Genomic DNA, 25628 nt, shown 5'->3' with positions numbered 1-25628 from the left:
GAAGCGGAGGGATGGGGCATTGGGCATTGGGCATCGGTGCTGTCCTCGCGATCGAACGTTATTCGTCAGAGGGAAGAGGGAAGACGGAAGACGGGAGCCTGTAGGGGATGTAACGGATGGAAGGAAGAGGGAACAGGAAAGATTTTCCCCCTCTTTCCCTCTCCCCGTTTCCTCAGGCGTTGGGTTTGAGATAAGCAATGGCCGATCGCGAGATCAGAATTTGTGTTTCTGAGGCATCGAGGAGGCAAATACAGCTATGATCCTGCCAAAAAATTCTGCCGGCTAGCAAGTCGCCTGTCATGAGTTTGATCTCTAACTTTTCTTTGTCTTTGATGTAGCTTTGTATTAAGCGAACGCTGGGCAATCCGGTCTCAAATTCTGACATAGTGGGAAATGGGTAAATTGGTCATTGGTCATTAATCATTAGTCATTAGTCATCGGTCATTAGTGCGAGCGTCCCCGCTCGCGAACAGCATTAGTCATTTTTTTGCGATCGACTGTCAACTGCTTGCGGGTTCGCGCAGCCGCAGGGTCAACTGCTTTACCCGATCGCCCTTTGGCAGCGCGGATAAACGCAGTCGTTGGGTCAACTATTAACTGTCAACTGTCAACTGTCAACTGTCAACAGAGGTTTGTTTTTATGCCGATCGAATTTGCGAAGTATCACGGACTGGGCAATGATTTTATTCTGATTGACAACCGCCACTCCTCAGAACCAGTTTTAACACCTGAACAAGCTGTGTCCATGTGCGATCGACATTTTGGGATCGGCGCAGACGGCGTGATTTTTGCTCTTCCGGGTCAAAACGGCACTGACTATACGATGCGGATTTTTAACTCCGACGGTTCGGAACCGGAAATGTGCGGCAACGGGATTCGCTGTTTGGCTAAGTTTATCGCCGATTTGGAAGGTGAGAAAGCAAAAACTGAGTATCGCATTCACACTCTGGCGGGTGTGATTAGCCCCGAATTGCGATCGGACGGTCAGGTTAAGGTGGATATGGGACTTCCCCGGCTAATGGCTGCGGAAATTCCGACAACTTTGGCTGCAACAGATGCCAAAGTGATAGATGTGCCGATCGAAGTTGCCGATAAATCTTGGTCTGTTACCTGCGTCAGCATGGGAAATCCTCACTGCATTACCTTTGTAGACGATGTTTCGGCTGTGGCTTTGGAAACTGTGGGGCCTCAATTCGAGCACCATCCAGCCTTCCCGCAGCGTACAAATACTGAATTTATTCAAGTTATACGACGGGACTACATAAAAATGCGTGTGTGGGAAAGGGGCGCAGGTGTTACTCTAGCTTGTGGGACTGGTGCTTGTGCTGCTGTGGTGGCTGGGGTGTTGGTCGGAAAGTGCGATCGAACAACTGCTGTTGAACTCCCAGGTGGCGTTTTGGAAATCGAATGGGCAGAAGTTTCTGGGCGGATTTACATGACTGGGCCAGCACAGCAAGTATTTACTGGTTGTCTTAGTCAGTTGTCAGTTGTCAGTTGACAGTTGTCAGTTGACAGTTGTCAGTTGACAGTTGACTGTTGTGATTAGTCATTAGTCATTAGTCAGTTATGATTAGTCATCAGTCAGAAGGAGTTTTTTGTGGAATTGACAAACAAGGAAAATTCTTGAATTCCAAATTTTTCTTTAATTCTTTAATTATGAAGAATGATGAATGAATAATCCCTTGCACCTTCTGAATTCATTGACTAATAACTAATAACTAATAACTAATGACTAATGACTAATAACTAATAAATCAGCCTGAATTCTAAAATCTAAAATCTAAAATCTAAAACTAAGTAGGTGGATGTGCATGGCTGGAGGTATTTATCTGATTCAGGACGACGACAGGCTGGTAGAAATGATGGAACAGCCCTACGACTCGGAAGACCAGTTACAAGACTTGCTTGTAACTTATCCTAATCTGATTGCCGGAGATCAAATCGATCGGGCGACGGCGCGGAAGTGGCTGTTAATTTCACGGGAAGCAGCAGTGTCCACCGATGAGGAAAGTGCCGTCCAGTGGTCGCTGGATCACTTGTTTCTCGACCAAAATGCAGTTCCTACTTTGGTGGATGTCAGGCGCACTCCTAATGCTGCACTCCGGCAAAAAGTTTTGGGTCAGTCGATCGACTATGCTGCTAATGCGTTGGTTTACTGGCCAATAGATTCAATTATTGCTCTGTTTGAAGCCAATTGTCGCGATCGGGGTCGCGATCCCGAACAGATTTTTGAAGAGTTTCTCGGTGCGGATGCTAATGAAGACCTATTTTGGCAGAAAGTTAAAACTAATTTGCAAGCCGGTAAAATTCGCTTAGTATTTGTAGCAGACGAGATTTCCGCTGAAATGCGCCGAGTTGTGGAATTTCTCAACGAACAAATGGATCCGCTTGAAGTTTTGGCCCTGGAAATTAAGCAATATGTAAGTGAAGATGGTTTGAGAACCTTGGTTCCCAGAGTTATCGGTCAGACAGCCGAAGCACAGCATAAAAAATCCAACGCAATGCGCGAAAGAAGGCGCTGGGATGAATCGTCATTTTTTGCGGAAATCAAAGCCAGACAAGGCGCGGACGAGGCGCAAATGGCAAGATCGATATACCTTTGGGCGAAAAGTCAAGAACCCGAAATTCAAATCCATTGGGGAACGGGGGACACCTACGGGGGTTTCGCGGCCGGGTTGCATCACAGGGGCAGAAAACCATATCAGTTATTCACTGTAGATATTGCTGGCAGAATGGAGATTTCTGCTGACGATTACGGTTCCCAACCGCCATTTAATGCTGAACAAAATTGGCTGGAATTGAGAAATAAGCTAAGTTCGATCGGTCTTTCGCTACCTACAGAACCGGGCGAGAGAAGGTCGCCGAGTCTGGCTTTATCTACTTTGGAAGACGAATTTGCCCTCCAGCAAGTTATGGAAACGTTCAACTGGGCGATCGAACAAATTAAAAAGTTATAATCATCAGTCATGTGTACGGTTTGTAGTGAGGACTTTAGTCCTTATAATTCAGAGGAATAAAGTTCTCACTACGAACCAATCTTATTAGGGGAAATTGACTGGATATAATATGCACTAATGACCAATGACCAATGACTATTGATAGCGAACAAATTAAAATTTTATAATCATCAGTCATGTGTACGGTTTGTAGTGAGGACTTTAGTCCTTATAATTCAGAGGAATAAAGTTCTCACTACGAACCAATCTTATTAGGGGAAATTGACTGGATATAATATGCACTAATGACCAATGACCAATGACTATTGATAGCGAACAAATTAAAATTTTATAATCATCAGTCATGTGTACGGTTTGTAGTGAGGACTTTAGTCCTTATAATTCAGAGGACTAAAGTTCTCACTACGAACCAATCTTATTAGGGGAAATTGACTGGATATAATATGCACTAATGACCAATGACCAATGACTATTGATAGCGAATGTTTGCTTGTTTCAAACGTCGCAAAGCTTCTCCCAGTCGATCGCAATCTGCAATCAAACTAACCCTCACATATCCTTCACCGCCAGGGCCGAAAGCATTACCAGGAGTGACAACCACACCAGTTTTTTGCAAAACATTCAGAGCAAAATCCGTCGAACTCATGCCCGGAGTGCAAGGAACCCAAAGATACATTGCAGCCAGAGGTTTAGGAATATTCCACCCCAATTCTGCCAATCCTGCAACCATAAAATCGCGGCGAGTGCGGTAGCGTTCCTGCACTTCGTGCAAGTAACTATCTGGTAATTGCAACGCTGTTTCTGCTGCTGCTTGCAAGGCAGAAAATATGCCGTAATCTAAGTTAGTTTTTAACGTCCGCAAACCTTGAATGATCCGGCTGTTTCCAACTACAAAACCGACTCGCCAGCCGGCCATATTGTAGGTTTTTGACATGGTGTGAAATTCGACTCCAATTTCTTTGCCGCCGGGAATTTCTAATAAACTTGTCGGTTGATAGCCGTCAAAGGCTAATTCCGCATAACACAAGTCGTGCACCAACAAAATTTGATGTTTGTGCGCGAAAGCAACAATATCTTTGTAAAATTCGCGGGGGGCCGTTGCTCCGGTCGGATTGCTGGGATAATTAAAGTAGAGTATTTTGGCTTGTTCGGCTACGCTGTCAGGGATGGAACCTAGGTCAATTACCCAGTCATTCTCTGGTTTGAGGATGATGTTGTGAACTTTGGCACCGGCGATGATTGGGCCGCGAAATAATACGGGATAAGCGGGACTCGGTACTAATACTAAGTCGCCGGGATTGATATAGGCGATCGCAAAATGTGCTAAGCCTTCTTTGGAACCCAACAAAGGTAATGCTTCCCCTTCTGGATCGAGTTCAACATTGTAGCGGCGGCTGTACCATTTGGTAATTGTACGGCGAAAACTGGCAGTTCCTTCAAAGGGCGGATAGCCGTGATTTGCAGAATTTTGGATAGCTGCGATGGCGGCTTCTACTACCGGTTGCGGAGTCGCACCGTCGGGGTTTCCCATTCCTAAGTCTATTAAATCTAGTCCTTGTTCGCGGGCGCGGGCTTTGAGTTCGTCGAGACGGGCAAATACGTAGGGCGGTAGTTTTTGCAACCTGTCAGCAGGGCTAATCCAATCCAAAGTCATTTTTTGTGTATCAGTTATTAGTTGTTTTTCGGGTTTGTAGTAAGGACTTCAGTCCTTTCTGACGCAGTTTTTTAAGGACTGTAGTCCTTAAAAAACTGTTTTAATTCTTAATTTTTAATTGTCCCACAAGTGGTGCGGTAGAAAACATCGGATTTTGCCTGGTTCGTAGTAAGGACTGAAGTCCTTTCTCGGGCAACCTTTTAAGGACTAAAGTCCTTACTACAAACTGTTTTAATTCTTGATTTTCAATTCTCCCACAGGTGCGGTGGTAGAAACCATTGCTGCCATTAATTGTTCGGGAACGACTTTAAATGGGAGTCTGTGGATGTCGGAATTGGGATAGCAGGCTATTTCGGCGGCGCGCTGCAATTGTGTGAGGCTAACGTCTCCGAGTCCTAAGTCTTCTAAAGTTTGGGGCAATCCAATCTCGGCGTAGAATTTTAGCAGTTGCTGTCTGGCGGTTGCTGCTAGTTGATTGTTTTGCAGAATTTCTTCTAGCCGCAGTTGCACTAATATGCCGTAGGCAACTTTTTCGCCGTGCAATGTGCCGTGACTTGCTAATAGATGAGTTAGGCCGTTGTGGACGGCGTGGGCGGCGACAGTGCGACATTGGGCGCCACCAATTCCGCCGATTACTCCTGCTAGCAATACGGCGGCGTCTGTGACTTCTTGCCAGGTTTCGCTACCTGGTTCTTTGAGGGCGGCGGCTGATTTTTGGAACAGGATATCGCGCAGGATTCTAGCTTGTTGGACGGCAGAAATTATCAGAGTTTGTTCGGAGTGTCCGCTGCTGACTGATGCTTCGTACCATTTGGCGATCGCATCTCCAATTCCTGCTACTAATGTCCGCTGCGGTGCTGTTTGAATTAAGCCGTAGTCGAGTATCAATAAATCGGGACATCTGGCTAATGTGACATCGTATTGAAAGGCACCTTGTTCGGAATAAATATTAGAAAGTGCTGTCCAAGCGGCGCAGGTGGCTGCTGATGTGGGGATGGTGACGATCGCAATTTGGCACTGATGGGCGAGAAGTTTGGCTGCATCCAAGGCTTTGCCGCCACCGACACCGATGATGAAGTCGGCTTTGTGGGTTTGGACGGCTGCGCGGAGGGTTTCGAGGCTTCTTTCGCTGCAATCGTTGCCGTAGGCTGTTTGCGCGGATTCTAATTGCTGCTGTTCGAGGATTGGTTGCAGGTAGGGTTGCGCCGTGGCGAGGGAGTTGCTACCGCCGACTATTAGGGGCCGCTTTCCGAAACGGGCGATCGCATCTCCGGCTTGTGCGAGGGCGTTTTGACCGCGCAATACACAGGCTGGAGCAATTGTCAAGGAATAAATTGCAGTAGGGGTGGCGGTTTTGGTGCTTTGGATGTGAGTCATCGAACCACTAGATAAGTGACGGGAAGGTTGACGCTTTGCAGGATTGCTGGATTTTATAGGATAACTCTAACTCGTGTTGGCCAACATGGTAACTTTTGTAAAGTTTTTATTAAGTATTGTGGTTGGGCATGGATTGCGGGAGTTGTAAGGGCGATCGGTATAATAGATGTACAGCACGGTGAGGATAAAACCGATGACTCAAAATTTTCAAGACTTATCCACACAGCAATTCGCTGATTTATCGGTGTTTCCTGGGACAAGTTGGGTGGTATTAGCTGAGCCTGTGCCACAAGGATCGATTCATCGCTTGAAGATGAAGCAAGGTACAATTATTCCAGTTCATACTCATCCGGCTGATGAGTATGTGTTCGTCGTTTCGGGTAGTCTTAAAACGGGCGATCGAGTGTGTGAAGCGGGATGCTTTTGGACAACCCCAAAAGGAACAAGACAAGGAGCGCATGAAGCGTTAACCGATGTAGAGTTAATCACTATTCGGCTGGGAGCAATGGGAGAATTTGAAGGAACATAACTGAGGATGAATGGATACCTGTGCAGCTAAATATCGCTAGTATATCCCAATACAGTTTACTTAAGAAAAATCTGACTTGCCCAAAATGGCTGTATTGCCAGAAAATCGTCAGATGAAATTCATCAAAAGCGTTAAGTAAACCGTATTAAATTATAATCCACTCCATCAAGAGAAGAGTTTTGAACCACAGAGGGCGCAGAGGGCGCAGAGGGAAGAGTATTGCGAGGGTTTTGGATGTCGTAAAAAAACCTTTTGTCCCTCCCCTCTCTGTGTTCTCTGCGTTCTCTGCGGTAAAATCTTCTTAAGATCTATTTCACCTCTTTATAATCCAAAAATCGTCAGATGAAATTTATCAAAAGCGTTAAGTAAACCGTATTGTAGTATATCCATCTTAATTTTTCATAAAATGTGAGAGCAAATTGCACTCAAATCCTAAAAACATGGCAGTGAGCAAACCTACTATTCTGTCGATCGCACTTTTATTAGTCCTAGGAAGTTCAATTTTCCTAAATATTCTGCTTTTGGGTCGAGCCAAACAGTATTATCGCGAACTCAATCAAACTCGTTTAGATCCTCTGGGATTGACCAACCATCCCATCAATGCCCAGCCAGCTACTAATACCAAGCAAACCCGAGTGGTTTTCTTTGGTGACTCCAGGGCCGCCAGTTGGACATCACCCAATCTCGGTGAATATGAGTTTATTAACCGGGGAATTGGTTCTCAAACCTCTGTTCAGGCGATCGAGAGATTTGCCTATCATGTGAGTTCCTTAAAGCCCAAAATTGTAATTATCCAAGTTGGTGTCAACGATCTGAAAACCATTCCCTTGTTTCCAGAAAGCAGAAATGCGATCGTTGCTAATTGTCAAGCAAATATTAAGCGAATTGTCGAAGAATCTAAGAATCTAGGTGCAGTAGTAATCGTGACTACTATTTTCCCGGTCGGAGAAGTGCCACTAGAACGCAAGCCTTTTTGGTCTGATGATATAAGTCGGGCAATTCAAGAAGTCAATACCTACATCGCTACCTTAGCGGGAGATAAAGTTATAGTGTTTGATACATTCCCGATTCTTGGCGATAGTCAGGGCAAAATCTTGCCGCAATATAAACGCGATGAACTGCACTTTAACGTACAGGGGTATGAAATTCTAAATCAGAATTTGTTGCGAATCCTAAGTATAATAAGGCAGAAGAAAATACAGTCAGGACTTTAGTCCTGGGATGGATGGGGACTCGCATTCCTGACCGCAAAAATTTTGTATTTCAGGAATTGACTGGATAGGTATTAGTTGAATTCAAATTTATTAGCAAAATGGGAAAGAAGAAATCTCTTAATGCAAAACGGCTCAAAAGAAATCAGGTTCAGGAATTAATAGAATCTGAGGGAAGACTCCATGAGGAGTTTACAAAATTCTTTGAGAAAACTTATAGCACTGGATACAAAGATCGGCCTCAAGTTTATGAGTTATCAAATGATAGATTTCTATTTGTTTTCGATCCAAAAGGATTTTCAATTCCTGGTAGAGGAGATATTTACTCTAAAGAATATTTTCTGCACATGATTCGATGGACACAGAAGGTGAGGGATGATTATGCTAATAATCGCGGTAATTCTGTAAGTCATTGGATGTATTTTTCAAAAAATAAATTACAGCTTGTTAACAAGGTTGATGAATTAATTAATGAGTTAACAATTTATTTGGATATTTTGGATGAGGAGTTGGATTATTCATACAAAAGTTTAGACATTGTATCTAGCAAGGCTGAAAGTTATGGATATGAAAAACTTCAAGCTGATTTATACGATAATTTAATTGCCTATGTAGGAGAGGTTATGCGACGCAGAGTAAAAGGTGATTGGGTTATTAGAGAACAATATCCAGGTTGTGAATACCCTGTTATTCAAGTAAATAATGGCGTACTTATGCCTATTAATGTGGTGTGGCAAGAGCTAGGTGGGCTTGAATCAATAAATCTACGCCAAGAAGCTGCTAATGAAATAAGACGATTTTCACTCAGATATCGGTAGATGTCAAATTTTACTAGATTTAGAAAAGTTTTTATTAAGTATTGTGGTTGGGCATGGGTTGAGGGAGTTGTAAGGGCGATCGCTTAAATATTAGAATTGAGGCTTAACGTACAAATCCCAAATTCGTTTCACTACTTCTGCATCTGATTGAGAAATTTGTCCGATTTTCGCCAGTAACAAAGACTTTTCCAGACTATCCAATCTAGACAAGCGTACTGTTGAAGCAACGCGCAAACCGCTAGCTGCCCAATCATTAAGAAATACATCAGTTTGGCTGCGGGGTTTTGCAGAGGTGACGGCTGCTGCTACCACATCTTCGCCATCCAGCCACAGTAAAAGTACGGGACGTTTTTTAAAGTCTGCGCCATTTGTAAAGGGAATATTTGCTACCCAAAAATCACCCGGTTCAATAGTCATCATAAAGTCCTTCGTCTTCGGGTGCGTAGCTGTTCAAAAAAGCCTCGTGGCTGCGAGTAATAGCTGAGTCAATTAAAGATTCTTCGCCATCAAGTACCGAAAACTCGGTTAATTCAGGATAATTCAAAAAATCTTCGGCTGTAGCTGTTATATATGGTGCTAGTATTTTATGGCGTTCTGCGATCGGCAATCTAGCAATTTCTCTAAGTGATAGCTTGAGGGTAGGTGCGGTTGTTGGCGAATTGTTAGATTCAGAACTTTCGCTGGGTAACTGCTTTTTGTGTTCCACTTTTTGCACGAGGAATTGTGCAAAATCAAGCACTTCCTGTTGTTTCTCTGCTGGCAATTGTCGCAGATTCTCTAACACAGCTTGCTCAAAATTAATTGTTTCTGGCATATGAATTACCTTCCTTAAGCGTCGATCAGTTTAGGGTGCATCTCTTTTGGGCAAGGGCGAAGCATTTCGGCACATAATTTATGAACCAGAATCAGAGATTTACTGCCGAAATGCTTCGCCCCTACGAGGATATTTGCATTCATTGAGATGCACCTATTAGTTTATTTGTCACGCAGCTAAGTTTAGGGTAGTGCCCTGAAGGAAAGGATCGAGAGAATAAACTGAACTCAAAGAAAAGTAGGCATTTAGAGTTGTAAATTAGCATTATAATGATGCACAAACCTCCAAATTGCAGCAATATGATTTTCTAATTTTTTAGAGAAGCCTAAGCTCTTTCTTACCAGTCGAGATACTCGTTGTCGAATAGTACAGTTAAACCGCTCGATATAGCTAGTCAAACCACTATCTTTATCTACACTCTGATGACGTTTACTGGGCAATACAGAATCATAAGCACTCCAATGGTCGGTATAAATTACTGCACATTGACGATACACTGGTGGTATTGAATCCCATAAAGCTTGAGCCGATACTGCGCTACGATCCCCAATATGTACACCAACAATTTCCCTAGTCTGGGCATCCAATGCCAGCCAGACCCACTGCTGATTTCCTTTACTATCAACGAATGACCATAACTCATCCATCTGAACATTCAAGCGTTTTTTTTCCTTGGGAGTCACGTCCACTTGCTTCTTAACAGCAGCCGCTTGGCTATTAACGTATCGCTGCACTGTATCTTCTGACACTTGAAGTACCCGAGCAATCCCTGCCTGAGAAATACGTTCAAGTAGCATCCGTGACATTAACTCTTTTTGCTCTTCTGTAATAGGCTTCCATTCAGGATTTAAAACAAATTGACGACCACAATCTCGACATTTAAAATTTTGTTTACCATGCCGAGTTTTACCGTTCCGACTAACTTCTTTTGAGCTACAATTAGGACAATGGACTATCTCTACTGTCATATCACGCTATGGTAAACACTTCTCTCTAATAGTAACTTACTCGATCCTTTCCTTCAAGGCACTACCAAGTTTAGTTTGCTCAACTAAAGAGCATAATTGCGGGTTTGGGCGAAGTAAATGCTATAATGTACCAGTAAAATCTGAACTCCAAATTAAAGCTTTTACTCATCTAACTCCACCATCAAGTCGGCAATTACTAGCGCGTTAATATTGTAACAAGTCTATCCTGCAAAGCGAACTAACCATCGCCTTGAACCTCAATAGTATAACTGTAGCCCTGTTCAGTCAGAAACAGTTGGCGGTGCCGCGCAAAATCCTCCTCGCAAGTTTGTAGCGAAACTAATGTATAAAAACTCGCAGTATGTCCATCAGATTTAGGCCGGAGAATCCGTCCCAGGCGCTGCGCTTCTTCTTGGCGAGAACCATATTTACCTGATACTTGAATTAACACGTCGGCATCGGGTAAATCGACGGCAAAGTTGCCCACGCGAGATAGAATTAATCCGGGAATCTCTTTGTGGCGGAATGCTTCGTATAACCGATCGCGCTCAACCTGTTTTGTCTTCCCCGTAATCAGCGGCAAATCGGTAACTCGGGCGATCGCATCTAACTGTTCGAGATACTCACCAATAATTAAAATACGGTGTCCCGCCTCCTTTTGCAACAAACCTTGCACCACATCCAACTTACCCGGATTTTCAGCAGCAATCCGAAACTGGCTGCGGCGGGGCGCGAGGGCATATTCCATTTTTTCGGCCTCATTTTGGGCGACGCGGATTTCGGTACAATTGGCTGTAGCAATAAATCCCTGTCCTTCCAATTCGCGCCAAGGTACGTCATAGCGCTTCGGGCCAATTAGCGTGAAAACATCGCCTTCTTTCCCGTCTTCGCGAATCAATGTCGCAGTCAAACCCAACCTACGCCGCGCTTGCAATTCAGCGGTAATCCGAAATATTGGTGCAGGTAATAGATGGACTTCATCATAAATAATCAGTCCCCAGGATTGCGCGTTAAATAACTCGAAGTGCGGGAATTCATCATCTTTAGTCGATCGATAACTGAGCATTTGGTAAGTCGAGAGAGTTACAGAAGCCGTTTTTTTGCTGTTGCTGCTGTACTCCGCGATCGCATCTTCAGTTAAACTCGTCTTGTCCAATATTTCCCTGCGCCACTGGTGCACCGAAGTCAAACTGCTGGTGAGAATCAGCGTCTTTTGCTGCACCAAACTCATCGCAATCATCCCCACAATCGTCTTACCAGCCCCGCACGGTAGGACGATCGTCCCACTGCCACCTCTAACCTCTCCTCCTTGATAGAATGCCTCTACGGCTTCCTTTTGATAGGCGCGCAAATTAAAGGGTAAGTCGCCTCCTAAAGTGCGATCGCGCAACGCAATCGCCAACTCGGCACCTTCCACATATCCAGCCAAATCTTCCGCCGGATAACCTACTGCTAGCAAAGCTTGTTTGAGTACACCGCGATTTCCCGCATCAACTTGAAAGCAAAGATCCGAGATCCGCTTACCTAACAACGGTTTTACGCGCTCTTCCCGCACTAACAACTCCGTCAGCGGGCGATCGACAATCCGCAGTTGTAAATCGGGATTTTCTGCATCAATCCTTTCAATTACCGTCAATCCGTAGCGCGTACCGAGTAGTTCAATTTCCTGCGCTACCGATTCGGGAATATCATATTTAGCATACTTTCGCAGCGCTGCGATCATCAATTCAACTAACATTCCCGCCGCCCGGGCATTCCAGACACTTAAGGGCGTGATCCGATAGGTGTGGATGTGTTCGGGACTTTTGATTAATTCCGCAAAAGGTGCGATCGCTTCTCGTGCTAATTTCGCTGTAGGGGCGTGAACTTCTAGTAAAATTGAGCGATCGCTTTGCACGATCAAAGCATTTTCAGCAACATAACTCATAATTAACAGTTGACAGTTGACAGTTGACAGTTGACAGTTGGCAGTTGATAGTTTGTAGGGGCGGTGCCCCCGTGCCCGCCCTCTTAGTTGATAGAAGGAAGAAGGCGCTTCGACTTCGCGATCGGGTAAAAAAATGGAATAAAGAAGTTCGGCAACGGATTTTGTAACGGATGTAACGGATTGAAGACAGAAAGAAAGATAGAAAGACAGAAAGACAGAAAGACAGAAAGAAGTTTGCTCGATCAGAAATGTTTAGTTTATTTGCTCCAGTCTATGTCAAAGGTGCGTCGCGATCGAGATTGTATATCTTTTTAGGGATTTATCGCCAGCGACGCACCCTACAAATACTGGCGATTAGGGTTTTTCCCCCCTAGCCCCCGCAACGATTTGGGGGGGGGGACAGGATGCTTCTCAAAGTCCCCCTTTTTAAGGGGGATTTAGGGGGATCTGGCCTCGGCTATAAACGAAAGATACAAAAGTCGCCATTGTTGAGACTAATACTATCAGGCGTATTATTTATCGCTCTGGGGTAAGACATAACCCATTTGCCGCAGGGCGGTGCGAAATTTCGTTTCCTGGCCCAATGGAACCGCTAAAGTGCGATCGCCCGCCAACTGACAGAATTTTTTAGTACGGGAATCATTTGCAATCAGCAATGCTAAATGGGCGGTAGTACATTCGATCAACCTGACAGTACCTATATCTTGCACGCTATTCGATCGCTCTGTAACATCCGTCAGAAATTGTTGCACAGTTTGCGGCAGCGGTTCAATACTCCGGGCGTCCAAAAACTCTGTAAACTCGGCTAATGGATATCCGTTTTCAATGGCTGCAAAGATTTTTGGGCGATCGAGTCGCCACACCACATCCGAAACTTTCTTAGTATAGACATCAAGGACGATCGCATCAGATGTCTCGACACCATCTCCCGCCGCAATAATTTCTAGATTCGGCAATACCCGCAGCGTTTGACGAACCTCAATTACTGGCGGAGTATACTTATCCGTCAACTCCAAACAATAAGCCCCCAAAGCTGTCAAACGAAAATATACTAAGCCATCATAACGACTCAAGAATTCCAGATAGTCCGTTCCCCAAAGATAGTCATAATCGGATGGTATGAGTAACGGATCGACATATGCAACATCAATGATTCCCAAAGTTGCAGCATACTCAAACAAAAAACAGCGCATATATCGTTCTTCCAGAATCGGCCAACTGTAACCACCCAATTCTGATAAGTTCCCATATCCAGCTTCACCAATATACAGACAGTAGGGTTCCTCAGTCACCTCAAACCTATGGCCCGTTGCGACTAGATATTTACTAAAGTCATGAAACATAACCCACTTACCTACAGGACATTCTGCGAGCACAGTGACGATCGCATCTCTCCGCCACGTCACATCCGTCATGCCATTTGCGCCCCTCCCAGTTTGTCCTTTAATCGCATCAATGCGGCGAAATTCATCAAAGATTTTTGTCTTTAACCAGCGTTTCCATGCTGTCTGTAAACCTTTGGCGGGTGATTCTAGTAAAGCTTTTTGTCCCGCTTTCGTCAAAACTAGCTTTTTGCCCGATCGTTCCGCGAACTTGCTTCCTTGGGCTATCATTATCCAAGCAAAGGGCTTGATGCTACCGATTTCAGCGAATACTTCATCATCGTAGTCGCTATCCTTGGCTAGGGTAATTTGGCGCTGTTCCTCATTATAAAAATCACCACCTTGCAATATAGAGGCGATCGCCTTTACACTTCCAGCAGTAGGCAAACCAGTTTTATCGCTAACAGCAACTTTACCCGACTGAATCAGACGCAAAACCGCTGCAAAATCCTTTGTAGCTGCCAACTGTGTTTCACAAGAAGTCAAGGGAATATCGTATTCTTCTATCTCCTTTTGTTTTGTACTGTAGTTATATCTTTGAACGCGGAGTTTAACCTGATTTTGGACTGTTTCACCAACATTATCTAACGTGGCTTCTTCGGGTGGTGGAACAAATTTTAGCAATTCTTCTTCTAAATCGTAGGGGATCTGCCTGCCATAAATAAACAAGCATAGCAGTGATGGTTCTCTGTTACTTCCATAGCGATCGCTTGTTCCAAGATTTGCTGGTTCTCCGTATTTTGCGCTAAATATCTCCGGAAAATAAATACCATCTTCCCCATGTATAACTTCAGCTACAGCCGCTTTTTGAAGGTCGTCTAATTTCGCCCACACCTTCCGAAGGTTCTCTCCCCGCAATTGCGATTTAATTCCATCAACCAGATCCGCTTTACGGGTTAATTTACGAGGATCGGGTAATAATGCTTTGAGCTTTTTTAAATCGTCAACAATTATTCCTTCTAGTGCCTGTTGGAGGCTAAACAGGTTATTTATGGCTGTGTTACGCGACATAATATTTGACAATGCGCCCGCTTCAAAATTGTTTTTGCAACCCAAATATAACAACTTTACCGGATGCAAAACTTGAACTTTTGTTACAAAACTCCAGAAATTTGGTTAAACAGTTACGGTACGATGAACCGGAACGATGTATAGATTATCCGTTTTAATTTTTAAGGGAATATTTTTCACCCTAAAATTACCCGGTTCAACAGTCATCATCAAGTTCTTCGTTAGTGTCTCGCATCTTTACTTTTAATCGTTTGAGGTTGGCTGTTTTCTTCTACCAAACAAACCCGACATACTTAAACCTGTCACAAGCAAGCCGAGCATTCCCAATCCGTTTAAAATTGGGTAAATTGCTTGCAAGTGAAAGATTTCGCCTGTATGAATTTTCAACAAGAATCTCGATGAAATTTCTATACCAAGGGGCCACTCTCGGATGATTGTGATAGCCATTCCAGTCAAAACGGTCAGCACGATCGGCAAAGCAACAATAATGCCTATAATGCGGTGGTACTTGCGAAATCCTCTATTCATAATAATGTTCAAGTTTTGAGAATACTGAGGTTATAGTAGAAGGGAGCATTGAGTGCTTGTTTATGCGTAAGTCCGAGCATATAATTATTACATAAATTATGCACTCTGACCCAGAAAAACCAGAGTTTTTAACTTGTATTCAAGTTGAGAACCAATTACGGAGTTGAAAAACTCGGCTTCTGCGTATAAGACACTAGAATCAAGCAGTTAGTAGTCGATATTAGGACTTAGGAATGCTACTAATAGTTTTTTCAAGAGATTGCAATTGTGCCAGCACTTGGTCTTTACTAGGCTTTGTTTTTTTCAGTTCTGCCATTACTTTCTCGGCAGTTTCTTCAACTGCATCGTAGCTTTTAGGCGATTTTTTCTTGATGCCGTCTTCTACTTTCTTCCAAGCAGTCTCAAACTTGTCAAATTCAGTTTTGGCTTTGGCAAAGTTTCCAGTCTGAACTGCTGCTTTGGTATTAGTAACTACACTGAGCAACTCTGCATAGCTAGCGGGAGATGCTGCTTTGTCAGATGTGCTTACAGCAGTAGCAGCAGGAATTTGTGAAGGTGAAGTCTTCGGAGTGGAAGCTTCCTGGGCGCCGTCGCAACCAGCCAAAGCCAGAAGGGTGAACGCACCAACCACAAGAATTTGATTTAAACGAGCCATGAACAATCCTCAAAAAAATTAATAGTACTCTCTATTTTGCCACAAAAACAGCAGATAGCTTGGTGAAATAATCTGCAATTTTTGCGATCGATCGCAGTTAGCAGCAGAGGTAAGATAGCCGTACTGCTAACACCGTCATTGTCTGTGGCAATCCTAAATGATTCAGATCGATTTGTAGGGGTAGTGCCCCCGTGCCTACCCCTTATCTATAGCGCGATCGCGGGCCATCGAGTCCCTACAATAATTACACAAATGATGCGAGAATCGCTATAGACGGTTGCGCGAGTTTAAAAAACAGGGTTTCGGGAATTTAGGTAATGTTCTAACTCGCAAAGTTTAACAACCTAAATCTAACATCAAAATATTACTTAATCGAAACTGACATATTGTAACTTGCGCCTCCTCTTTCTGTGCCGACAGCTATTTCATAATCTCCTGTTTCGCTCAATTCTCCAGACCAGGCTTTTGATTCTTTAACTATCGTCTTTGTGTTTGGGTCTATGATGTTAAAAACAGCATTTTTCTCAAGGGATTGGATCTCGATCTTCATCTTTTGCCCTTTTTTAGCTTTAATCAAATAAGTATTGACAGTGCCTCGCGCTACTCCTCCTTTGATTTCGGCTGAATGAGTACCTTTTTTGAACTGGATTCGCTGCTGAACCTTAGCCATTAAAACGGCAGGGTTTTCGGAAGTTACTGGCGAGGAAACAATGCTGGATATAGCTTTTACTGAAGCCGGAAAAATCATCGAGATACTTAAGCCGATTATCAAATAATTTATCGGGTGTTTGATTTTTTTTGCTGGTTTGTTCATGGGAGTTTAACAGTAAGATGGAAATTTGTTTGCTTGTAAGATTATAGCTAACTGGGGCTGTCTGCGCGCGATCGCCCTTACCAGAAAGAATTGGTTGAAAGCCCCAACCCCGAGCGGGAGAAATTAAAATCAGACTATTCATTACTCCAATCCTCGGACTTCTGGGTAGAGGTCGTTCTCAAACTGTCAACTGTCAACTGTCAACTGTCAACTGTTGAACGCCAACTTGATTGCAGAGGGAGCCCCGAGATGTGAGATAATTTTGGGCGATCGAGACTGTCGATTTTCCATTTTCCGATTTGAGATTTTAGATGAAACACGCTTGATGTGAGATAATTCTAGGCGATCGCAAATTACAGATTACTGCACAGTCGCCAGCGGGTGCGGTACAGTAAAAACACCCGCAGCGCGGTGTTACCCAAAAAATTGTACACTTCCTAATTATCGCAAACCAGACGACATGACTCAACAGCCAACCATCACCTACCGCACCGAAAGCGACTCGATGGGAGACAAACAAATCCCATCTACTGTTTACTACGGCATCCAAACTCTGCGCGCCGTTGAAAATTTTCCAATTAGCGGTATTAAGCCTTTATCAACTTACGTCGATGCTTGCGTTTTAATTAAAAAAGCTGCCGCCATAGCTAACGGTAAACTCGGCTGCATTCCTGAAGATATCAGCGCAGCACTGATTAAAGCGGCTGATGAAGTTTTAGCGGGAAATTTACGCGATCAATTTGTCGTTGATGTCTACCAAGCAGGCGCCGGAACTTCTCACCACATGAACGTCAATGAAGTTCTTTCCAATCGCGCTTTGGAAATTATGGGCGATGAAAAAGGTAACTACAAGCGCGTTAGTCCCAACGATCACGTAAACTACGGTCAATCAACCAATGATGTGATTCCAACTGCAATTCGGATTGGCGGATTGTTGGCTTTGGAAAAAACTTTGTTTCCAGCTTTGTCTGGGGCGATCGCATCCCTGGACAAAAAAGCCTTAGAATTCCACAATATCGTCAAATCCGGCCGCACTCACCTGCAAGATGCCGTCCCGGTGCGACTCGGCGAAACCTTCCGCGCTTGGGCACAGATTCTTAGAGAGCACAGTGCCAGAATTGCCACTGCTTCCGGAGATTTAACATCCTTGGGATTGGGCGGAAGTGCCGCGGGAACTGGCTTAAACACTCACCCAGAATACTGCGAAAAAGTCGCTCAAATTCTTTCGGAGTTAATCCAAAAACCTCTGAAACCAGCACCACATTTAATGGCAGCAATGCAGAGTATGGCGCCGTTTGTCAATGTCTCCGGCGCCATCCGAAATCTAGCTCAGGATTGCGTTAAAATGTCCCACGACTTGCGTTTGATGGACTCGGGGCCAAAAACGGGTTTCAAGGAAATTCAACTGCCTCCCGTCCAACCTGGTTCGTCCATTATGCCTGGGAAATACAATCCGGTGATGGCAGAAATGACATCGATGGTTTGTTTTCAAGTTATGGGTTACGATAGCGCGATCGCCCTAGCAGCCCAAGCAGGACAATTAGAATTGAACGTGATGATGCCCCTGATCGCCTACAATCTGATTCACAGCATCGAAATTTTGGGCAACACCATCAGCGCCCTAACAACCAAATGCCTCGACAAAATTGAAGCCAATGGCGATCGATGTCTCGCCTACGCAGAAGGCAGTCTCGCCCTCGTTACCGCCCTCAATACTCACATCGGCTATCTCAACGCCGCCGCCGTCGCCAAAGAATCTCTCGAAACCGGCAAATCTTTGCGGCAAATTGTGCTGGAACGCGGTTTAATGAGTGCAGAAGACTTGGCAACAGTTCTGGATTTGGAGAAAATGAGTGCGATGCCAGTATCTTCTGCTAATGTTTAGGCGATCGCAGGTATAAGCCAATGCCCTTGGGAGAAGAAAACCGGCGGTTAAAATTACATTATTTTCTTCAGTCCACGGAGGTGGACTTCGTTTGTTTAGACGCGGTTTCAACCGCCGTCTTCGTTTGTTTAGACGCGGTTTCAACCGCCGTCTTCGTTTGTTTAGACGCGGTTTCAACCGCCGTCTTCGTTTGTTTAGACGCGGTTTCAACCGCCGTCTTCGTTTGTTTAAACGCGGTTTCAACCGCCATCTTCGTTTGTTTAGACGCGGTTTCAACCGCCATCTTAATCTTTTCAACTCTAAAGTTTGGGAGCAATATTTATGCGCGCAGGTTCCTTTGGCAAAGTAACTCAAGATAAAGAGAACACCACTCAAGTGACATTTCATTATGTGGAAGGTCACACGGAAACCTTTACTGTTCCGATGCCTGCACAAGAATTTCAAGAGGAAGTGCTAAATTTGTTAAATCAACCTTGGTTGACTTTTCATCTAGTCGATCAAACGGTTTTTATCTGCACGGCCCGGTTGGTGAAAGTGGAAGTTAAACCTGCTATCCCGGAACTTCAAGGTCAAGGAATTTTCTCTAACTCCCTGCGAGTTAGTACCATGCAGCGGGCTGCTTCTGGCAGATTGCCGATGTCTACTTAAACTTGGTAATTGGTAATTGGTAATGGATAATTGGTAATTGGTACTTGGTAATTGGTAATCACGAAGTAAAAAAATACTAATAATCCATTTCTCCTGCCAATTCTCGATCGCCAATTACCCATTACCAATTCCCGATTCCGAAAAAAAATTAGTTTAAAGCCGGAACCCCGATCGGGAGAAATTAAAAGAACACGATTCATTACTCCAATCCTCTTCCTTCTTTTGTCAACTGTCAACTGTCAACTGTCAACTGTCAACTGTCAACTGTCAACTGAATCATTATGTCTGCTGTTAGTTTAATTCAGGCCAATTCATACGATCGCCAAAAACTCCAAAAATCCTTAGAAAACCTGCTCGCACCCTTGGGCGGAATCTCGGCTTTTGTCAAATCGGGCGATCGAGTTTTACTAAAACCCAACCTCCTGACAGGTGCTCGCCCTACCAAAGAATGCGTCACCCGCCCGGAATTAGTTTACTGCGTAGCGAAAATGGTCATCGAAGCGGGCGGCAAACCGTTTTTAGGAGACAGTCCCGCTTTTGGTAGCGCCATGGGTGTCGCTAAAGCCAACGGTTATTTGCCACTGTTGGCAGAACTAAATTTGCCAGTAGTAGAGTTTAAAGGAAAACGCTACGAAACAGTCAGCCAAGATTTCAACCATCTCCGACTTTGCAAAGAAGCAATGGAAGCTGATGTGGTGATTAATCTGCCCAAACTCAAATCTCACGTTCAATTAACCGTCACCATGGGCGTCAAAAACTTGTTCGGCTGCGTCCCCGGGAAAATGAAGGCTTGGTGGCACATGGAAGCTGGCAAAGATAGCGCCAGATTCGGTCAAATGCTGGTAGAAACGGCCCGGACAATTAACCCAAATTTGACGATTTTGGATGGGATTATCGGTCACGAAGGTAACGGGCCCAGCGGCGGCGAACCTAAGTTTTTAGGAATTTTGGGCGCGTCCAGTGATGTGTTTGCTTTGGATCGAACTTTAGTAGAAATTATTAATGTCGATCCAGCAATGGTTCCGACTGTAGCTGCGGCGATGAGATTGGGACTGTGCTCGAATTTGGAGGAACTCGATTTTCCACTGTTGCGCCCGGAAACTCTCAAGGTTGTCGATTGGAAGTTACCAGAAAATATGATGCCGATCGACTTTGGGATGCCTCGGGTGATTAAGTCAGTGTTCAAGCACCTTTATATCCGCTTTATCAAAGAAAATAAGGGAACAAGTGTGTTTTTATCGAACAAGTGACAAAGCAAGTTAAGATAATTTCGACATTTTTGGGCAGTGGCCCAAACCCTCATTCTACCGTTTAAATTTGAGCTGTCCAGAAAGCCCAAACCCTATCCCAGCCTGATTCCTGACTAAAACCTGTCCTGAGTAGTGAAATTCAATGAGTTATCTTCAATAAGATGCTAAGCTAACAACCATGCCGGAGAAATCTGTTTCTGAATCCTCATAATTTTAGGGTAATCATCTACTGTGTATCAGAACACACAATTTTCAACTGCGATCACTGATTTCATGATGTAAACTGCAACTCCGGTGGTTATCAGTACATCAAGTCTGTAAAATAAGGAGAACTCCAATGCAAACTCAGAAGCCCTTAAGTCCTACTGTAGTTTCCCTTATATCGGGACAGAGTATGAAACCCTGGTTATTCATCCCGGGTGATTGGCGAAGACCTGCAAATAAAGAGTCATTTCAATTGTACTGGTGTCAAAAATCACAACTTGGATGCCTCCATCCTCTACCAGAACTCGATCAAATTGAGAGCTTCTACGACATCGACGATTACTATACTCACCATGCAGAATTTACCGACTCAGAAGCACCATCTTCTATTTCCTTCTTCGATAAATTGCGGACGCATCTAGCTTGGCGTTTCGATAAGGGAGTAGATGTCACCACTCAATGGTGGAAACAGCAGTTCGGGACTTCTTCTTACTCGATATTAGAAATCGGTTGCGCCAATGGCAAACTGCTGGAAGAATTCAAATTGGATGGTCACAAAGTCTGGGGAGTAGAACCAGATAGACAAGCTTTGCGTTTCGCCGAGGAACGAAATCTTGATGTATATTATGGCACTGCTGAATCTTTGCCCCCGGAAATCACGTCGAGAAAATACGACATGATTATTATGAACCACGTACTGGAACATACCATAAATCCTTTACTGGCACTCCGCAATACCATGGAGTTGCTCCCGGAGGGCGGCAAATTGGTGATGGAAGTACCAAATAACTCGTGTAGGGCGCTAAAAGAATCAGGGATTGCATGGCTCCATCTAGATGTGCCAAGGCATTTTTATTTCTTCACACCGGAAAGTTTGCGCGCTATCTGCGAACAGGTGGGATTTGAGGTAATTTCTACCGAGTTTAATGGCTACTATCGCCTATTTACTAACGGTTGGATCGAGGATGAAAGAAAAATTTTGAATGCGCTCGATTCAAGGCAATCTCCTGGGATGGTAAAGCCCAAAGCAAACAGTAAACTCCAAGCTTGGAAGTTACTACTGAAAACATTTCTGGCTCCCGACAACAAAAAATACGATTCAGTCAGAATTGTTGTACAAAAGCCATAGTAAGAGCGAAGGAAGGGAAATAAAGCTTTGAGAATTTCAAAAGCGAGGCTTCCGATTACCTAAGACAGGACTTACGCATGACGGACGGGTGCATTTCACTTGGGCAATTACGTCTTTTTTGCCTTAGTGCTACTTTCCGTTCTATGAAACCTACTCAAATCTACTCATAGCGGATTTGATGTTCACTTCCTGCTTCCACCAAGGGAGTCGGCTCCTTCTTATCCACAGGCTTAACTTCAGACCGAACTGGCCTTACCAGAGAATGAATAATGAGCCAAGTTAATCGCGGCATTTAAGTCACGATTAATAATTGCATTACAATTTTGACAATAAAAAACTCGTTCTTTCAGCGGCATTGACTGAATAGTGCCACAATTTGAACAAGTTTTTGATGACGGATACCAACGGTCAACCAATTCAACTGTCGTACCGTACATAGCCGACTTATATTCCAGCTCGCGCCGAAATTCAAAGAAACCGCAATCTGAGATAGCAGCCGCTAATTTATGGTTGGCTATCATCCCACTTACGTTCAAATCTTCGATGCGAATGTGGGCATATTTTTGGCTAATTTCTGTTGTAGTTTTCTGCAAGAAGTCTCGACGTTGATTAGCAGTCTTCCCATGAATTTTGGCGATTCTACGATAATGCTTGTGGGCATTATTGGATGCTTTTACACCCAATTTTCTATTACCCAATTGCTTGTTGCGATTTCTCCACTGTGTTTTACTCAGCTTGGTTTTCGCTTTGGTGAGCGGACGGGGAGATTCGTAATAATTGCCATCGGAAAGAGTAGCAAAAGTTGACACACCCAAGTCAATACCTACCGTTTCAACAACGGGGTGAAACAAAGGTGGAATCTTTTGGGCTTTGATAGCGAAGGAAACATACCATTTATCGGCGGTTCGGGAGACTGTAAATGTCTGCGCCATACAAGGAAACGGGATAGCTTCTTTCAGTCTAAAAGTTCCTAAGGTGGGAATTTTAATTGACTTTTGCGGTTTGAGCAAAATTGCATGATTCCAGTCAGCAGTATCCACCGTAAAAGAGTCGCCATCTTTTTTCCTTTTGAACCTGGGGAATTTTCCTAATCCTTGAAAACTTCGGGATAGTGCTTCACCGAAATGCCGGAATGTGGTTTTATAAACTCTGGAAGACAAAGTGGTAGTCCACTGATATTCGGGTAATTTCTTGACATGGTTGGTAAAAACTCGTTCAATTGCCGCCACTTTTTTACTACTAGCGCCTTGGAGTTCTTTAACTCCTTGGTAAAGAGATAGGGCGTAGTTATAGCAAAATCTAGCATAACCAGAATGTCTTGCCATCAAGGTACGTTCTTTATGATTAAGTTTTAGTTCTCGTTTGATGGCGTACATAGCTGATTAAAATTTGTGAACGATTTCTTTAAGTTCGGCTGCTTCCGAAGGGGTTTACTTGCTCATTTAAGCATCAAGTGCACACTTAATGGGCAAATTTAGTAAGATTTAGGTACATTTTTGTGAACTGTTCTTACCCCCCTATAGCAAAGCTTCTCTAAAGCGATCGCCAGCGATGTCGCACTATTCAACCAAAACTGAGATGCTCCCCTGACTCACCAGCTCTACATACTGCAATACGGTTAACTTAGGAATGAGAATAAATAACTTACAATTTGATGGTTCTTGTGGGACGGGCGGGACGCCCATCCCACAAACTTGTGTAAATTATTTAATTTGCAATCCTTATTGTCGAAACTTTGTCCGAAAAGAGGAACGAAGCAATGATAACCCTTAACTGAAAAGAGAAACGAAGCAATGAAAAAATCAGGAGTTTAGATTTGTTTAGGGCAGCCAGCGAGGGCGGAATCCTTTTAAAGGCAAGTCTTCGGGCGATGGAGAATTATTAGATGCCGATGCGTTTTTTAAGTTTAAAAGTATGAGAGTTGAAGAGTCGATCGCACTTCCGCCATCTGTTCTCAAATCTCCTGCGACTGGTTCTGATTTCTTGACAACTACCCGATCTAACAGCAATTCTAACCCATCGGGCGACAAACTCATTTTTGTCTCGATCCGATCCGGCAAAACTAACAATGGTTTTACTTTAAATGTCTTCAAATCAATGGCTTCGAGGGTGAGTTGTTCGGAAAACTCTTTCCCTGGCTTGCGCCTGGTTAACAAGCAGTAAAGCTGAGGATTTCTGGGGTCAAACTGACAGTTGATGAATTCTCCGGCGGTGCGGATTAATTCTTTTTGCAATCCCTGGTTGGTTACTAAAAAGATTGACTGCGTAAAATCGCTATTGTACTTGAGCATTGCCGATTCTCTGCCGTCGGGAGTGAAGCTGAATACTCTCCGAAAAGATGGTATGAATTCTAAAGGTTTGACGTTTGGTGTTAGGGATAAAATGGCGATGCCGTCGGCTTGCGGGTTTGCTAGGGTTGCGCTGTCTGGGGCGATCGCAAATTCTCCTGCGGGATGACTTAACAACCGCTGCGGCACTACCGAAGTTTGCGATCGCACTACCCACAAACCAATGTCCTCTGCATTGCCCCTCTTTGCTCGCTGAATCGCGATCGCCTTGCCATCAGGAGACAGATCGAATTTGAGATTTTCATAGTCTTGATTGCCTAAAATCTGCTGAATGCTGCCAGGTTTTTGAGCCGGATCGGAACTTCTGCCTGTAGTGACGGCATACAAGGATTGTTCGTACAAACCAGGCTGATATTTTGACCATTCGCTAGCAGAAAATAAAATGCGATCGCCCGCCGGGTAAATTCTATAATCTTTAACTACTAAATTTTCAGGAGTGAGGATGATTTTTTGTTTGCGGGTGAGATTGTAAAGAATTAACCGCCCTTTTTCTGAGGCTTCTGTGCCAGTGTAAACAAAAGCTCGATCGGGCGTGCTAAATTGACTGACAAACGGTGCGATCGCCTTTCCTTGTTTGTCAGAACCTAGTTTTTCCCGCGCTTGTTGCAAAGAAATTGTATAAGTGCGATCGTACTCAGGAGGCGCGATCAAAGTATATACCAACCGCCGCCCCGACCAACTAAATTTTCCCGGCAAAGGAGGCTCGACGTGCAGGTTTGCTTCAACGCTTGCACGATCCATCGGGCGACTGAAAGTCAGGACAAAAGCCGTATCTCTCGCCCCTACTTGTTTGTTTTCCCAGCTAAAAGCGCGCACTTTCGGTAAAGATCGATCGCCCACAGCCAGCAAAAACCCGATCGCGAAACTCAGCAATACAATCAATGATACAGCCGTGCGGTCGATCGGCTCGAACCTTTTTAATTTTCCCACAAACATACAAAAGCCTGAATTTAGACTAGACTTATTCCCAAACTTGTTTCAATACAAACAAGCAATCTCAAATAAAAGTTAAATTTTATGCGATGCCTCAAATCAGTCTGTTAAACTAATATTTTTCCCCTCTACTCGAAAGCGATCGTGAACAAAAACCTACTGACTGTACTGGGATGCTCCGGTTCTTTAAGCTTAATGCTCTTCGCGGTAAATCCCGCCAATGCTAGCGCCCCAATTGCCCCAAATTTCAGCATCGAGCGCAATGGCGAAATATCGGCCAGTCCAGACATAAATCAAGACGAAACCCAATCCTCGCTGCCAGAAATCAACTCTGACAAAATAGGAGACCTCGCCCTCATAACTTCAGGCTGCAACTGTGCTGGCTGTCGAGTTCAAGTCCCCCAAACGGTCGAACAATGATGGCTGCTAGTTCCTCAGCAATCTAAATAGCAAGTTACGAAGCAAGCAAAACAAAAATCCCAGAAAACAACCCATTAATTCTCGATTTAAATCGTCACAAGTTTAAAGTTGCCAGTTAAAATAATTATTTATTATTTCTACTTTCAGCTTGTGGCTTTTTATTTGT

Annotated in this window: 25 protein-coding genes; 10 read left to right on the top strand and 15 right to left on the bottom strand. The window is 44.1% G+C overall.

What is annotated here, in order from left to right; translation table 11 throughout:
* Positions 1 to 172: 172 nt before the first annotated feature.
* Positions 173 to 385 carry an RNA-binding protein hfq gene (locus tag QZW82_RS04170; protein WP_293145014.1) on the bottom strand — a complete coding sequence of 71 codons (213 nt, stop codon included), beginning with the start codon at positions 383 to 385 and terminating at the stop codon, positions 173 to 175.
* A 255-nt stretch (positions 386 to 640) separates the two neighbouring features.
* Here QZW82_RS04170 and dapF point away from each other — a divergent pair, with 255 nt between their 5' ends.
* Entirely contained in the window at positions 641 to 1498 is an 858-nt protein-coding gene (gene dapF / locus QZW82_RS04165; protein WP_293145181.1) for a diaminopimelate epimerase, read from the top strand.
* Positions 1499 to 1811: 313 nt separating this feature from the next.
* Positions 1812 to 2957, top strand: a complete 1146-nt coding sequence (locus QZW82_RS04160; RefSeq protein ID WP_293145011.1) for a hypothetical protein — start codon at positions 1812 to 1814, stop codon at positions 2955 to 2957.
* 469 nt (positions 2958 to 3426) lie between these two features.
* Here QZW82_RS04160 and QZW82_RS04155 read toward each other — a convergent pair whose 3' ends face one another.
* Both QZW82_RS04155 and QZW82_RS04150 read right to left on the bottom strand, forming a co-directional pair.
* Positions 3427 to 4611: an aspartate aminotransferase gene (locus QZW82_RS04155; protein ID WP_293145008.1), complete on the bottom strand. Its 1185-nt coding sequence runs from the start codon at positions 4609 to 4611 to the stop codon at positions 3427 to 3429.
* Positions 4612 to 4842: 231 nt separating this feature from the next.
* A complete protein-coding gene (locus QZW82_RS04150) occupies positions 4843 to 5988 on the bottom strand; it encodes an iron-containing alcohol dehydrogenase family protein (protein ID WP_293145005.1) in 1146 nt (381 codons plus the stop codon).
* A gap of 193 nt (positions 5989 to 6181) precedes the next feature.
* On the opposite strand from QZW82_RS04150, the gene QZW82_RS04145 reads away from it, so the two are divergent.
* From QZW82_RS04145 to QZW82_RS04135, 3 genes are all read left to right on the top strand, one after another.
* Positions 6182 to 6517 carry a DUF4437 domain-containing protein gene (locus tag QZW82_RS04145; RefSeq protein WP_293145002.1) on the top strand — a complete coding sequence of 112 codons (336 nt, stop codon included), beginning with the start codon at positions 6182 to 6184 and terminating at the stop codon, positions 6515 to 6517.
* Positions 6518 to 6957: 440 nt separating this feature from the next.
* Positions 6958 to 7731 (top strand): SGNH/GDSL hydrolase family protein, encoded by a 774-nt coding sequence (locus QZW82_RS04140; protein ID WP_293144999.1) that lies wholly within the window; start codon positions 6958 to 6960, stop codon positions 7729 to 7731.
* A gap of 98 nt (positions 7732 to 7829) precedes the next feature.
* Positions 7830 to 8546: a hypothetical protein gene (locus tag QZW82_RS04135; RefSeq protein WP_293144997.1), complete on the top strand. Its 717-nt coding sequence runs from the start codon at positions 7830 to 7832 to the stop codon at positions 8544 to 8546.
* 90 nt (positions 8547 to 8636) lie between these two features.
* On the opposite strand, the gene QZW82_RS04130 is transcribed toward QZW82_RS04135, so the two are convergent.
* From QZW82_RS04130 to QZW82_RS04095, 8 genes are all read right to left on the bottom strand, one after another.
* Positions 8637 to 8966, bottom strand: a complete 330-nt coding sequence (locus tag QZW82_RS04130; protein ID WP_293144994.1) for a type II toxin-antitoxin system PemK/MazF family toxin — start codon at positions 8964 to 8966, stop codon at positions 8637 to 8639.
* On the bottom strand, positions 8953 to 9360 hold the full coding sequence (locus QZW82_RS04125; RefSeq protein ID WP_293144991.1) for a DUF2281 domain-containing protein: 408 nt from the start codon (positions 9358 to 9360) through the stop codon (positions 8953 to 8955). The genes QZW82_RS04130 and QZW82_RS04125 overlap by 14 nt, the downstream gene beginning before the upstream one ends.
* A 245-nt stretch (positions 9361 to 9605) precedes the next feature.
* The gene (locus QZW82_RS04120; protein WP_293144988.1) at positions 9606 to 10328 is read right to left on the bottom strand and encodes an IS1 family transposase; all 723 of its coding nucleotides are present in this window, start codon (positions 10326 to 10328) and stop codon (positions 9606 to 9608) included.
* A gap of 238 nt (positions 10329 to 10566) precedes the next feature.
* Positions 10567 to 12255, bottom strand: coding sequence for a DNA repair helicase XPB (locus tag QZW82_RS04115; protein ID WP_293144985.1), 1689 nt, complete (start codon positions 12253 to 12255; stop codon positions 10567 to 10569).
* Positions 12256 to 12767: 512 nt separating this feature from the next.
* Entirely contained in the window at positions 12768 to 14648 is a 1881-nt protein-coding gene (locus QZW82_RS04110; RefSeq protein ID WP_293144982.1) for a hypothetical protein, read from the bottom strand.
* Between the two features lie 243 nt (positions 14649 to 14891).
* On the bottom strand, positions 14892 to 15176 hold the full coding sequence (locus QZW82_RS04105; RefSeq protein WP_293144979.1) for a peptidase: 285 nt from the start codon (positions 15174 to 15176) through the stop codon (positions 14892 to 14894).
* Between the two features lie 220 nt (positions 15177 to 15396).
* Positions 15397 to 15831, bottom strand: a complete 435-nt coding sequence (locus QZW82_RS04100; RefSeq protein ID WP_293144974.1) for a hypothetical protein — start codon at positions 15829 to 15831, stop codon at positions 15397 to 15399.
* Positions 15832 to 16195: 364 nt separating this feature from the next.
* Positions 16196 to 16579: a hypothetical protein gene (locus QZW82_RS04095; protein WP_293144971.1), complete on the bottom strand. Its 384-nt coding sequence runs from the start codon at positions 16577 to 16579 to the stop codon at positions 16196 to 16198.
* A 526-nt stretch (positions 16580 to 17105) separates the two neighbouring features.
* Between QZW82_RS04095 and QZW82_RS04090 the strand changes: the two genes are divergently transcribed.
* A complete protein-coding gene (locus QZW82_RS04090) occupies positions 17106 to 18530 on the top strand; it encodes an aspartate ammonia-lyase (protein WP_293144968.1) in 1425 nt (474 codons plus the stop codon).
* A 67-nt stretch (positions 18531 to 18597) separates the two neighbouring features.
* Here QZW82_RS04090 and QZW82_RS04085 read toward each other — a convergent pair whose 3' ends face one another.
* The gene (locus QZW82_RS04085) at positions 18598 to 18813 is read right to left on the bottom strand and encodes a hypothetical protein (protein WP_293144966.1); all 216 of its coding nucleotides are present in this window, start codon (positions 18811 to 18813) and stop codon (positions 18598 to 18600) included.
* 38 nt (positions 18814 to 18851) lie between these two features.
* Between QZW82_RS04085 and QZW82_RS04080 the strand changes: the two genes are divergently transcribed.
* Complete coding sequence (locus QZW82_RS04080) at positions 18852 to 19178, top strand: hypothetical protein (RefSeq protein WP_293144963.1); 327 nt, start codon at positions 18852 to 18854, stop codon at positions 19176 to 19178.
* Here QZW82_RS04080 and QZW82_RS04075 read toward each other — a convergent pair.
* Positions 19175 to 19378 carry a hypothetical protein gene (locus tag QZW82_RS04075; protein WP_293144960.1) on the bottom strand — a complete coding sequence of 68 codons (204 nt, stop codon included), beginning with the start codon at positions 19376 to 19378 and terminating at the stop codon, positions 19175 to 19177. The genes QZW82_RS04080 and QZW82_RS04075 overlap by 4 nt on opposite strands.
* Before the next feature lie 81 nt (positions 19379 to 19459).
* Here QZW82_RS04075 and QZW82_RS04070 point away from each other — a divergent pair, with 81 nt between their 5' ends.
* Both QZW82_RS04070 and QZW82_RS04065 read left to right on the top strand, forming a co-directional pair.
* Positions 19460 to 20428, top strand: a complete 969-nt coding sequence (locus QZW82_RS04070) for a DUF362 domain-containing protein (RefSeq protein WP_293144957.1) — start codon at positions 19460 to 19462, stop codon at positions 20426 to 20428.
* 394 nt (positions 20429 to 20822) lie between these two features.
* Positions 20823 to 21761: a class I SAM-dependent methyltransferase gene (locus QZW82_RS04065; protein WP_293144954.1), complete on the top strand. Its 939-nt coding sequence runs from the start codon at positions 20823 to 20825 to the stop codon at positions 21759 to 21761.
* A 236-nt stretch (positions 21762 to 21997) separates the two neighbouring features.
* Here QZW82_RS04065 and QZW82_RS04060 read toward each other — a convergent pair whose 3' ends face one another.
* Both QZW82_RS04060 and QZW82_RS04055 read right to left on the bottom strand, forming a co-directional pair.
* On the bottom strand, positions 21998 to 23137 hold the full coding sequence (locus tag QZW82_RS04060) for a transposase (protein ID WP_293144951.1): 1140 nt from the start codon (positions 23135 to 23137) through the stop codon (positions 21998 to 22000).
* Between the two features lie 444 nt (positions 23138 to 23581).
* Positions 23582 to 25045, bottom strand: coding sequence for an Ig-like domain-containing protein (locus tag QZW82_RS04055; RefSeq protein ID WP_293144948.1), 1464 nt, complete (start codon positions 25043 to 25045; stop codon positions 23582 to 23584).
* Positions 25046 to 25186: 141 nt separating this feature from the next.
* Between QZW82_RS04055 and QZW82_RS04050 the strand changes: the two genes are divergently transcribed.
* Positions 25187 to 25462, top strand: coding sequence for a hypothetical protein (locus tag QZW82_RS04050; protein ID WP_293144945.1), 276 nt, complete (start codon positions 25187 to 25189; stop codon positions 25460 to 25462).
* The last annotated feature ends 166 nt before the right edge of the window (positions 25463 to 25628 follow it).

Origin of the sequence: Microcoleus sp. bin48.metabat.b7b8b9.023 (assembly GCF_013299185.1) — a bacterium.
GTDB lineage: Bacteria > Cyanobacteriota > Cyanobacteriia > Cyanobacteriales > Microcoleaceae > Microcoleus.
Note: the sequence above shows the minus strand (reverse complement) of the source record. Positions and strands in the feature narration are given on the sequence as shown.

Excerpts from the sequence above, each read along its gene's own strand:
- QZW82_RS04160 (WP_293145011.1), top strand. The coding sequence starts at position 1,812 with ATGGCTGGAGGTATTTATCTGATTCAGGACGACGACAGGCTGGTAGAA.
- QZW82_RS04170 (WP_293145014.1), bottom strand. The coding sequence starts at position 385 with ATGTCAGAATTTGAGACCGGATTGCCCAGCGTTCGCTTAATACAAAGC.
- QZW82_RS04155 (WP_293145008.1), bottom strand. The coding sequence starts at position 4,611 with ATGACTTTGGATTGGATTAGCCCTGCTGACAGGTTGCAAAAACTACCG.
- QZW82_RS04080 (WP_293144963.1), top strand. The coding sequence starts at position 18,852 with ATGCGCGCAGGTTCCTTTGGCAAAGTAACTCAAGATAAAGAGAACACC.
- QZW82_RS04145 (WP_293145002.1), top strand. The coding sequence starts at position 6,182 with ATGACTCAAAATTTTCAAGACTTATCCACACAGCAATTCGCTGATTTA.
- QZW82_RS04085 (WP_293144966.1), bottom strand. The coding sequence starts at position 18,813 with ATGGCGGTTGAAACCGCGTCTAAACAAACGAAGATGGCGGTTGAAACC.
- QZW82_RS04075 (WP_293144960.1), bottom strand. The coding sequence starts at position 19,378 with ATGAATCGTGTTCTTTTAATTTCTCCCGATCGGGGTTCCGGCTTTAAA.
- QZW82_RS04055 (WP_293144948.1), bottom strand. The coding sequence starts at position 25,045 with ATGTTTGTGGGAAAATTAAAAAGGTTCGAGCCGATCGACCGCACGGCT.
- QZW82_RS04150 (WP_293145005.1), bottom strand. The coding sequence starts at position 5,988 with ATGACTCACATCCAAAGCACCAAAACCGCCACCCCTACTGCAATTTAT.
- QZW82_RS04110 (WP_293144982.1), bottom strand. The coding sequence starts at position 14,648 with ATGTCGCGTAACACAGCCATAAATAACCTGTTTAGCCTCCAACAGGCA.
- dapF (WP_293145181.1), top strand. The coding sequence starts at position 641 with ATGCCGATCGAATTTGCGAAGTATCACGGACTGGGCAATGATTTTATT.
- QZW82_RS04105 (WP_293144979.1), bottom strand. The coding sequence starts at position 15,176 with ATGAATAGAGGATTTCGCAAGTACCACCGCATTATAGGCATTATTGTT.
- QZW82_RS04070 (WP_293144957.1), top strand. The coding sequence starts at position 19,460 with ATGTCTGCTGTTAGTTTAATTCAGGCCAATTCATACGATCGCCAAAAA.
- QZW82_RS04120 (WP_293144988.1), bottom strand. The coding sequence starts at position 10,328 with ATGACAGTAGAGATAGTCCATTGTCCTAATTGTAGCTCAAAAGAAGTT.
- QZW82_RS04095 (WP_293144971.1), bottom strand. The coding sequence starts at position 16,579 with ATGATTTTTCCGGCTTCAGTAAAAGCTATATCCAGCATTGTTTCCTCG.
- QZW82_RS04115 (WP_293144985.1), bottom strand. The coding sequence starts at position 12,255 with ATGAGTTATGTTGCTGAAAATGCTTTGATCGTGCAAAGCGATCGCTCA.
- QZW82_RS04130 (WP_293144994.1), bottom strand. The coding sequence starts at position 8,966 with ATGATGACTATTGAACCGGGTGATTTTTGGGTAGCAAATATTCCCTTT.
- QZW82_RS04065 (WP_293144954.1), top strand. The coding sequence starts at position 20,823 with ATGAAACCCTGGTTATTCATCCCGGGTGATTGGCGAAGACCTGCAAAT.
- QZW82_RS04140 (WP_293144999.1), top strand. The coding sequence starts at position 6,958 with ATGGCAGTGAGCAAACCTACTATTCTGTCGATCGCACTTTTATTAGTC.
- QZW82_RS04100 (WP_293144974.1), bottom strand. The coding sequence starts at position 15,831 with ATGGCTCGTTTAAATCAAATTCTTGTGGTTGGTGCGTTCACCCTTCTG.
- QZW82_RS04060 (WP_293144951.1), bottom strand. The coding sequence starts at position 23,137 with ATGTACGCCATCAAACGAGAACTAAAACTTAATCATAAAGAACGTACC.
- QZW82_RS04135 (WP_293144997.1), top strand. The coding sequence starts at position 7,830 with ATGGGAAAGAAGAAATCTCTTAATGCAAAACGGCTCAAAAGAAATCAG.
- QZW82_RS04125 (WP_293144991.1), bottom strand. The coding sequence starts at position 9,360 with ATGCCAGAAACAATTAATTTTGAGCAAGCTGTGTTAGAGAATCTGCGA.
- QZW82_RS04090 (WP_293144968.1), top strand. The coding sequence starts at position 17,106 with ATGACTCAACAGCCAACCATCACCTACCGCACCGAAAGCGACTCGATG.